Genomic DNA, 6482 nt, shown 5'->3' on the forward strand with positions numbered 1-6482 from the left:
GAGCGGGCAGTTTATACTTCTCTGCTAAAAAGAAACAACAAGCTTTCGAACGCTGCCTCCTCCTTGCTCGGCTCAAACTAATCGCTTTCCCCCTCTTTACAAGCACGATTCCTCGTGGTAGACTTACAATCAATAACAATCCTTTAGCTTGGTAGCGAACTAAAGGATATAAAGGAGAGAAACACTGATGTCGAGACCGTTAGGCTTTGAAAAACCGCTCGGTATGCGAGATGTACTCCCGGATTTGTTGAAGAAACAGCGCAAGCTTGAAGATAAAGTAAAGCAGTGCATGGAACAATGGGGATATGCGGAGATTATGACCCCGACGCTTGAATACTACGATACAGTCGGTGGCGCGAGTGCCACTATTGATAACAAACTATTCAAATTACTCGATCGGCAGGGTAAAACCGTGGTGCTGCGGCCCGATATGACGGCCCCGATCGCACGTGTGGCGTCGTCGCTTTTAAAAGATGAGCCGCTTCCCTTACGCCTGATGTACAGCGCGAGCGTATTCCGGGCACAAGCGAAAGAGGCAGGACGCAATGCGGAGTTTGTCCAGCTGGGCATTGAAAACATCGGTTCAGCGTCGGTGGACGCGGATGCAGAAGCGATTGCGCTTGCGGTATCTGTATTAAAAGCCGCAGGGGTACAAACGTTTAAAATTGCGATTGGGCATGTGGGATTTCTGGAGGGGCTGTTCGAAGAAACGGTTCCGCGCAAAGAAGACCGCGATGTGTTGCGAGAGTACTTGCACTGCCGTAATTATGTAGGGTTCCGTCAATATGTGAAAGAACTAAAGCTCCCAGCTGAAAACGAAGCGCGTCTGCGTGAGTTGTTGAAGCTGCGCGGCGGTAAGGAGCTCATTGCACGAGCTGAGGCGATTACGGTGAACGGTCAGGCACGCCGAGCCGTAGCGAACTTGTATGAATTATGGGAAGCGCTCGAAGCGTATCAAGTAACAGACTCTGTCATTCTGGATCTGAACATGAGCAGCAACCTTGATTACTATACAGGCGTTTTATTCGAAGGGTATGCAGCGAATCAAGGGTTTGCCCTTTGTACAGGTGGACGGTATGACAGCCTAATGGCACAGTTTGGACGTCCGTGTCCAGCTACCGGATTTGCCGTTCAGATGGATAGACTGCTTGAAGCGGTAGGCGATACGCCAATAAAGGTAGAAAAAAGCCTGATTTTGTATCGAGCATCACAGCGTCAGGAAGCGTTGGAGCTAGCGCGTCGTCTGCGCATAGAAGAAGGAAAAGTGGTCGTTGCGCAGCGGAAGGATGAATGGCTGGCGGCTGATTTTTCTCAATATACCGATATTATTGACCTGACGAAGGAGGGAGCATAATGGCGATGCAGGCAAGTGACCGATTAATTGTAGCGATGCCGAAAGGGCGGATTTTTGAAGAAGCGGCGGACCTGTTACGTCGTGCCGGGGTGCCGCTCCCACCAGAGTTTGACGATTCCAGGAAATTGATTGTTCCCGTTCCGGAGGCAAACCTTGATTTTATTCTGGCTAAGCCAACGGATGTTCCGACATATGTAGAATATGGTGTGGCGGATATCGGGGTAGTAGGGAAAGATGTGCTGCTTGAGGAAGACCGCGATGTATACGAGTTACTGGACCTGCAGATTAGTCGTTGTCGCTTGTCTGTTGCGGGTCTGCCAGACTGGAAACCGACGAGTGGCACGCCGCGTGTCGCGACGAAATATCCGCGTGTTGCATCGAAATATTTTCGAGAGCAAGGTCAGCAGGTGGAAGTCATCAAGCTAAATGGCTCCATCGAACTGGCACCACTCATTGGACTTGCCGACCGGATTGTGGACATTGTGTCAACTGGACGTACATTACAAGAGAATGGCCTGGTTGAATTAGAAGAAATCGTACCGATCACGACCCGCCTGATCGCCAATCGGGTAAGCTACCGAATGAAGAGCGAAGCGGTTGATTATGTATATGAGAAGTTCGCGTCAATTGTGGAGGAGAAATAAATGATACGCATTGTAGAGGCTAACAATTTTTCTACACGCCGCGATGTAGAGAATGGAACTGACACGCAGCGTGCGGCTGTGCTTGATATTCTGGCACAGGTAAAACAGAACGGCGATCAAGCAGTACTCGATTATACCGCTCGCTTTGACGGCATTATGTTAGATAGCATGCGAGTAAGTGAAGCAGAATTTGCGGAGGCTGAGCAAAATATTAGCCCGGAAGTACGCGAAGCAATTGAGGCAGCCGCAATTAACATTCGTGATTACCACAGCCGTCAGATGCGTCAGTCATGGATGACGACGAAAGAGTCTGGTACGATGCTTGGTCAGCTTATCCGTCCATTGCAGCGTGTCGGTCTGTATGTACCGGGCGGCACAGCGGCGTATCCGTCCTCTGTCTTGATGAATGCCATTCCGGCACAAGTAGCCGGGGTAGAAGAGATCGCGATGGTTACGCCGCCAGGCAAGGATGGAAAAGTCAATCCAGGCGTGCTTGTAGCGGCGCAAACGCTTGGTGTAACGGAGATTTACAAAGTCGGCGGCGCCCAGGCGATTGCGGCTCTCACATATGGAACGGAAACGATCAAGCCGGTTGATAAAATTGTGGGTCCGGGGAATATTTATGTAGCATTGGCAAAGCGAGAAGTATTCGGCTTAGTTGATATCGATATGGTAGCTGGACCGAGTGAGATTGTCGTGCTGGCAGATAACACAGCAAACCCTGGTTATGTGGCGGCTGACTTGCTGTCGCAGGCGGAGCACGATGCGATGGCGTCCTCTGTTTTGGTTACACCAAGTCGTACACTGGCCAAAGCAGTACAGCAGGAAGTCGAGAAACAACTTGCGGTTCTGCCGCGTCGGGAAATCGCCGAGAAATCCATTCGTGATCACGGTGCGATCTGCATCGTGGATAGTCTGGAACAAGGCATTGATGTAGTTAATCGTCTCGCTCCGGAACATCTTGAGGTCATAGTGAAAGATGCGATGGAGTATGTAGGTAAGCTGAAAAACGCCGGGGCGATTTTCCTTGGTGCATACAGCTCGGAGCCGGTAGGCGATTACTTTGCCGGACCGAACCACGTTCTGCCGACGAACGGCACGGCACGGTTCTCATCCCCGCTCAATGTGGATGATTTCCTCAAAAAAACAAGCTTGATTTCATACAGTCGTCAGGATTTACTGGCGAACGGACAAAAAATCGTGGCCCTTGCCCGCCAGGAGGGGCTAGAAGCACATGCGCGGGCGATTCAGATTCGCCTTGATAACGAACAGAACTAGGGGGAACCAGCATGCGTCAGGCATCTCTTGCACGTAAGACAAATGAAACGGATATTACTTTATCGTTTGCTATAGACGGCGAAGGCCGTAGTGAATTAAAAACGGATGTTCCATTTCTCGATCATATGCTCGATCTATTTACAAAGCATGGTCAGTTTGACTTGAATGTACAGGCAAAAGGCGATATCGAGATTGACTACCACCATACAGTAGAAGATATTGCAATCTGTTTAGGTCAGGCGCTGCGGGAAGCGCTCGGTGACAAGAAAGGGATTAAGCGGTACGCAAGTGTGTTTGTTCCGATGGATGAAGCACTTGGTCAGGTCATTATTGATATTAGCAACCGCCCGCACCTTGAATATCGTGCTGAATTCCCATCTGCGAATGTCGGCAATTTCCCGGTTGAATTGTTCCATGAATTTTTCTGGAAGCTGGCACTTGAAGCGCGCATTACGCTCCATATTATTGTGCACTATGGACATAACACGCACCACATGATTGAAGCGGTATTCAAAGCACTTGGCCGTGCGCTTGATGAAGCGACGATGATCGACCCGCGTGTGAAAGGGGTCCCGTCCACGAAAGGAATGTTGTAACGATGATCGCGATAATTGACTATGGAATGGGCAACTTGCATAGTGTGAGCAAGGCAGTGGAGCGCCTCGGGTATGCGTACAAATTCGTATCCACGGCTGATGAGTTGCTTGCAGCAGACGGTGCGATTCTGCCGGGGGTTGGTGCATTTGGCGATGCGATGAAAAACTTGCGAGAACTGGGTCTCATTGAACCGATTCACCAGTTCGTAGCGAGTGGCAAACCACTTGTCGGCATTTGCCTTGGAATGCAGCTGTTATTTGATAGCAGTACCGAGCACGGTGCGAACGAAGGATTAGGGCTTCTTCCAGGTCGCGTTGAGCGTTTTGAAGGAGATTACAAAGTTCCGCATATGGGCTGGAATCGGTTGGCATTCTTGCAGGATAATCGGATTTTTAACGGCGTGGAGCAGGGATATGTGTATTTTGTACATTCGTACTTCCTGCAGCCGACAGAGGAAAACCGTCCAGTATTGCTAGCGACGGCAGATTATTATCAGGAAGTGCCAGCGATTGTTGGCAAGGGCAATGTGTATGGCATGCAGTTCCACCCGGAGAAAAGTGGGACAGTTGGCATGAAGCTATTGCAAAATTTTGCGGAGCTATGTGAAACGGCGCGTACGACATAATGAGATAGAAATGAGGGTGTGGAGATGAGTTTCATTATTTACCCGGCGATTGACATTCGCGGTGGCAAGTGTGTGCGCCTGTTACAAGGCGACTACAATCAAGAAACGGTATATGGCGATTCGCCGCTCGACATGGCGAAGCAATGGGCAGCGCAGGGTGCACAGTGGGTTCACCTGGTTGATCTTGACGGCGCAAAAGTAGGCCAGCCGGTTAATCATGAAGTTGTATGTGAAATTGCTCGTACGCTTGACGTACCCGTTCAAATTGGCGGCGGCCTGCGCCGAATGGAAGATATAGAACGCTACATCGAGAGTGGCGTAGCCCGTGTGATTCTCGGAACAGCGGCGATTCAGGATCAGCCATTTGCGGAGCAGGTGCTGGCGAAGTACGGTGATAAGGTGGCGATTGGTATTGACGCCCGCAATGGCTATGTGGCGACACATGGCTGGCTGGAAACGTCTGAGGTAACGGCGGAAGCACTGGCGAAAGTGCTCATTTCCAAGGGAGCAGAGACGTTCATCTACACTGATATTTCCCGTGACGGCACGCTAGCAGGGCCGAGTACAGAATCAACGGTACAGCTGGCGCGTGCGATCGGCAAAACCGTCATCGCATCCGGTGGTGTGAGCGTGGAGCAGGATCTGCTCGAATTGGCGCAGTACGCAAAAGACGGAGTCGGCGGTGCGATTGTAGGTAAGGCATTGTACACAGACCGGATCAATCTTGCACAGGCGCTGCGCAGCGTGCAGGAGGTGTAGTGCATGCTGGCAAAACGAATCATCCCGTGTCTTGATGTAAAAGAAGGTCGGGTTGTAAAAGGGATTAGCTTTGTAAACTTGCGCGATGCCGGTGATCCAGTTGAGCTGGCGAAGCGGTACAGTGACGAAGGCGCGGACGAGCTTGTATTCCTCGATATTTCAGCTTCCCATGAAGGTCGGGAGACGATGGTCGAGGTGGTCGAGAATACAGCGGCGAACGTAACGATTCCGTTCACGGTTGGTGGCGGCATTAATGCGGTGGAAGATATGCGCCGCATCTTGCGGGCTGGAGCAGACAAAGTGTCCGTGAATACAGCAGCCGTTAAGCGCCCGGAACTTGTACGGGAAGGGGCGGAAGTGTTCGGCAGCCAGTGTATTGTGGTCGCGATTGATGCGAAGGCAAAAGCAGATGGAACGGGCTGGGAAGTGTACACACACGGTGGACGTACGGCGACAGGCATCGATGCGGTCGAGTGGGCGAAGCAGGTGGCGGCACTTGGTGCAGGTGAGATTTTGCTGACGAGTATGGATTCGGACGGACAAAAAGACGGATTTGCGCTGGCACTGACACGGGCGGTATCGGAAGCTGTTCGTATTCCGGTCATTGCCTCCGGCGGTGCAGGCTCAAAGGAGCACTTTTATGATGCATTTGTAGAAGGAAAAGCGGATGCAGCGCTGGCAGCTTCGATTTTTCATTATAAGGAAACATCCATTCAAGAAGTAAAGCAGTACTTACATGAGCGTAAGATCGAGATGCGTATAACAGAGGAGACGGTATAAATGAATGTGCAAGATTTGAAATTTGACAGCAACGGCTTAATCCCAGCGATTGTGCAGGATGCACAGAGTAAGGAAGTGCTGACGCTTGCCTACATGAATGAAGAGTCGCTCAAAAAAACGATCGAGACACGCGAAACATGGTTCTGGAGCCGTTCGCGCCAGGAGCTATGGAACAAAGGGACTACATCAGGCAATACACAGCGCGTAGTCGATATTACGTATGACTGCGACGGAGATTCCCTCGTTGTAAAAGTAATTCCGGCAGGTCCAGCCTGCCACAAAAATGTATACTCCTGCTTTACGGAGTCACTGCTGACAGGGGAAGCGGCATCTGGAAACCCAGAACCGACAGCGGTGGAGACAGACGGTCGATTTGATATCATTAACAAACTGGAGTCTCTGATTGCGAAGCGAGAAGCGGAGATGCCGGAAGGATCATATACAA

Annotated in this window: 8 protein-coding genes (1 of these 8 only partly in view); all 8 read left to right on the forward strand. The window is 50.9% G+C overall.

Annotated elements, in window-relative coordinates:
- Positions 1–187: 187 nt before the first annotated feature.
- Tightly spaced (at most 24 nt apart), the 8 genes in view from PO771_RS01835 to hisIE form a layout consistent with a single transcriptional unit that may run on beyond the window.
- Positions 188–1354 carry an ATP phosphoribosyltransferase regulatory subunit gene (locus PO771_RS01835; protein WP_272561614.1) on the forward strand — a complete coding sequence of 389 codons (1167 nt, stop codon included), beginning with the start codon at positions 188–190 and terminating at the stop codon, positions 1352–1354.
- The gene (gene hisG / locus PO771_RS01840) at positions 1354–1998 is read left to right on the forward strand and encodes an ATP phosphoribosyltransferase (protein WP_272561615.1); all 645 of its coding nucleotides are present in this window, start codon (positions 1354–1356) and stop codon (positions 1996–1998) included. Before PO771_RS01835 ends, hisG begins: the two co-directional genes overlap by 1 nt.
- Positions 1999–3276 (forward strand): histidinol dehydrogenase, encoded by a 1278-nt coding sequence (gene hisD / locus PO771_RS01845; protein ID WP_272561616.1) that lies wholly within the window; start codon positions 1999–2001, stop codon positions 3274–3276.
- A gap of 11 nt (positions 3277–3287) precedes the next feature.
- The gene (gene hisB / locus PO771_RS01850) at positions 3288–3872 is read left to right on the forward strand and encodes an imidazoleglycerol-phosphate dehydratase HisB (RefSeq protein ID WP_272561617.1); all 585 of its coding nucleotides are present in this window, start codon (positions 3288–3290) and stop codon (positions 3870–3872) included.
- Between the two features lie 2 nt (positions 3873–3874).
- On the forward strand, positions 3875–4498 hold the full coding sequence (gene hisH, locus PO771_RS01855) for an imidazole glycerol phosphate synthase subunit HisH (RefSeq protein WP_272561618.1): 624 nt from the start codon (positions 3875–3877) through the stop codon (positions 4496–4498).
- A 24-nt stretch (positions 4499–4522) separates the two neighbouring features.
- Positions 4523–5257, forward strand: coding sequence for a 1-(5-phosphoribosyl)-5-[(5-phosphoribosylamino)methylideneamino]imidazole-4-carboxamide isomerase (gene hisA / locus PO771_RS01860; RefSeq protein WP_272561619.1), 735 nt, complete (start codon positions 4523–4525; stop codon positions 5255–5257).
- A gap of 3 nt (positions 5258–5260) precedes the next feature.
- Positions 5261–6037, forward strand: a complete 777-nt coding sequence (gene hisF / locus PO771_RS01865; protein WP_272561620.1) for an imidazole glycerol phosphate synthase subunit HisF — start codon at positions 5261–5263, stop codon at positions 6035–6037.
- Positions 6038–6482, forward strand: the 5' portion of a protein-coding gene (gene hisIE / locus PO771_RS01870) for a bifunctional phosphoribosyl-AMP cyclohydrolase/phosphoribosyl-ATP diphosphatase HisIE (protein WP_272561621.1). 209 nt of this gene lie beyond the right edge of the window; only the first 445 of its 654 coding nucleotides appear in the window; it begins with the start codon at positions 6038–6040; the stop codon falls past the right edge of the window.

This window comes from Aneurinibacillus uraniidurans, from assembly GCF_028471905.1.
In the GTDB taxonomy this organism is placed as follows: Bacteria; Bacillota; Bacilli; order Aneurinibacillales; family Aneurinibacillaceae; genus Aneurinibacillus; species Aneurinibacillus uraniidurans.

Excerpts from the sequence above, each read along its gene's own strand:
- PO771_RS01835 (WP_272561614.1), top strand. The coding sequence starts at position 188 with ATGTCGAGACCGTTAGGCTTTGAAAAACCGCTCGGTATGCGAGATGTA.
- hisG (WP_272561615.1), top strand. The coding sequence starts at position 1,354 with ATGGCGATGCAGGCAAGTGACCGATTAATTGTAGCGATGCCGAAAGGG.
- hisD (WP_272561616.1), top strand. The coding sequence starts at position 1,999 with ATGATACGCATTGTAGAGGCTAACAATTTTTCTACACGCCGCGATGTA.
- hisB (WP_272561617.1), top strand. The coding sequence starts at position 3,288 with ATGCGTCAGGCATCTCTTGCACGTAAGACAAATGAAACGGATATTACT.
- hisH (WP_272561618.1), top strand. The coding sequence starts at position 3,875 with ATGATCGCGATAATTGACTATGGAATGGGCAACTTGCATAGTGTGAGC.
- hisA (WP_272561619.1), top strand. The coding sequence starts at position 4,523 with ATGAGTTTCATTATTTACCCGGCGATTGACATTCGCGGTGGCAAGTGT.
- hisF (WP_272561620.1), top strand. The coding sequence starts at position 5,261 with ATGCTGGCAAAACGAATCATCCCGTGTCTTGATGTAAAAGAAGGTCGG.